Below are 2580 nucleotides of genomic sequence, written 5' to 3'. Positions count from 1 at the left end.
AAACAAAATCGGTATATAAAATTACCGATGCTGATATTAAAGAATTTGAAAAAAGATTACAAGAAGAAGAAAACGAAAAAAGATTGAAAGAGCAACAAATGGACAAAAACATAACATCACCAACATCATCACTAACTAAGCCAGTCATGCTAGCATCTGGCAACTCGGTGGCGACAGACGGCTTTGTAGACTACGGCATATCTAACGATGCCTTCTCTACTCTTCAGATAGCAAACGATAAATTTATAGTCACAAGGGCTGATATAAATGAGAGTTTAGAAGATATATTTAGCATAGAGTGCTTTGCCTATATAAATTTAGTCAAAAACCCGCTTTATGAAAATTTAGAGAGCATATATAATGATAACGCTCAAACTGGTATATATAGGTACCTTGATAAAGGCATGAAGCTAAGCATAAAGAGACCATCTTCTACAAACAAAAGTATCATCCCAAGCAATAATGGCAGCGACTATATCTACTTTAGCGGCATAGTAAGCGATGTCGAGTATCTAGGCGTTGATGACGATAGCAGTACAAATATAGACAAAAAATATTTCTTCAAATTTAAACTCACATCTTCGCTATATAGACTAAGTATAAATAGAGCAAATAGAATTTACACAGACCAAAGCGTGCTTGAAGTAGTAAAAGAAATTTTGTCTTTTAACAAGCAAAGGCTAACCAAAGAGCTAGACTTCTCAAATATCAAAAATAGCTACAATAAAAAAGAATTTATAGCGCAGTACAACGAAAGTGACCTAGCCTTTATAACAAGACTTTGCCATGATAGTGGTATATATTTTTATGAAGATAATGAGAAAATTTACTTTCATGATACATTTATCCTAGCTTATAGCAACCAAGCTGAAGGCCTAGCACAAAGCGAACCGAGCAAAGGTAAAGAGGCTAGAAAAGTAAGCTTTAATGTAAATTTAAATAACAATCTCGCAAGCGAACACATAAATAAAATCACAAAGAGCGAAACTCTAAAAGCAAACAGCTTCACCCACTCATTTCAAAACACTGCCTATCCAAACGTGCTAGAGAGCAAAAATGAGAAGATATTTGACGAGCAGGTAAATATCTATGATAAGCATATAAATTTAGATGAGTATTCATTTAGTGATACGAGGTTGCTTGAGGTCAGCACCTATCTTAAAAAGCTAAGAAGCGATATGCTTTTGAAAGAATTTGTCGCTAGCTCAAACGTCTTTGCTCTAAATTTAAACGACAATATCTCAGTCGCCATAGATCAAAGTAGCGGCGAGTATGAGTTTAAAATAATAGCTATAAAACACACTTATATAGACGAAAGTGTCTTAGAAAATACTCTAAATTTAGGTGATAATGTCCCTTTAAAAGATAAAAAATTTATAAGCTCATATACAAATGAACTAAGCATCATCCCAAGCAGCGTGAAATTTGTACCAAGCTACAAACAAAAGCCAAAAGCGCCTGACATCACTCTAGGCCTTGTTGTGGGACAAGATGGGCTAAATAGCCAAACAAACACCATCCATACGGATAGTTACGGCAGAGTAAAAGTAAGACTAAACGCCTTTAGCACGCAAGAGCAGATAGATAAAGACGACACCATAAACGCAAGCTACCATAAGAGTGCCTATCTAAGAGTGATCACACCTATCGCAAGCAACAGCTCTGGCTTCTTTGCAATACCTAGGGTCGGCGATGAGGTGATCATCTCATTTTTGCAAAACGACATAGACAATCCAGTGGTAAGCGGTAGCCTCTATAATGCCTCAAATATGCCACTAGTAAATGTAGATAACAACTACCATCAAACATCGCTTAGCTCGAAAACGATCGGTGCAAACGAGACTGGCATAAACGAGATCACTTTGTCAAACTTAAAAAACAAAGAGCAAATTTATGTAAAAGCCGAGAAAGACTACGACGAGCTAGTAAATAACGATTTTTCTCAAACGATACTAAACGACAAAAGCTCTCAAGTGCATGGTAGCTACACCGAAAGGGTCAAAAAAGCGCACATCCAAACGATAGACCTTGCTAAAAACGTAAATGTCGGCGGCGAATATCTAACGACAGTTGGACTTTCAAAAGATACGGTAGTAGGCGTCTCAAACACGTTAAATGTAGCTGTTGATGATACAACTAGAGTTGGTCAAGATAGACACGAGTTTGTCGGCAATGACAAATTTGTCGAGATAAAATCAAACCTCAACACAACCATACACAACGATGAGACTAAAGAGATAAAAGGTACCAAAGAGCAAAACATAGACGGTAGCTACAAGCTAAATTCTCAAAAAGGTATAAATGAGTTTAGTAACGAGCATATCGTACTTCAGGCAAACAACTACATCGACATAAATGCTAAGTCAAATTTCACAACAAAAACAGCCGCGCAGCACACCGAGATGGCAGACTCTAAGTATAGCGAGATCGAGACGACATACGAGGTAAATGCTAAAAATGAGATCATCCACCAAGTAGGCAGCACCAAAGTAACCATAAATGGCGCAAGTGTCGTGATAGAAGTTGGTGGCATAAAAGCGATATTTGACAGCATGGGACTAAGAGTCATCGGTGGAGATA

Annotated in this window: 1 protein-coding gene; it reads left to right on the top strand. The window is 37.2% G+C overall.

Annotated features, from left to right (window positions below; translation table 11 throughout):
• Positions 1-98: 98 nt before the first annotated feature.
• Positions 99-2580: type VI secretion system Vgr family protein (tssI, locus tag Q0296_RS02465; RefSeq protein WP_298036124.1), on the top strand; the 2482-nt coding region annotated here is incomplete at its 3' end.

The sequence above is a fragment of the uncultured Campylobacter sp. genome, from assembly GCF_937890585.1.
Taxonomy (GTDB): Bacteria; Campylobacterota; Campylobacteria; order Campylobacterales; family Campylobacteraceae; genus Campylobacter_A.
The sequence above is the reverse complement of the archived record's forward strand: the minus strand, read 5'-3'. Positions and strand labels throughout refer to the sequence as shown.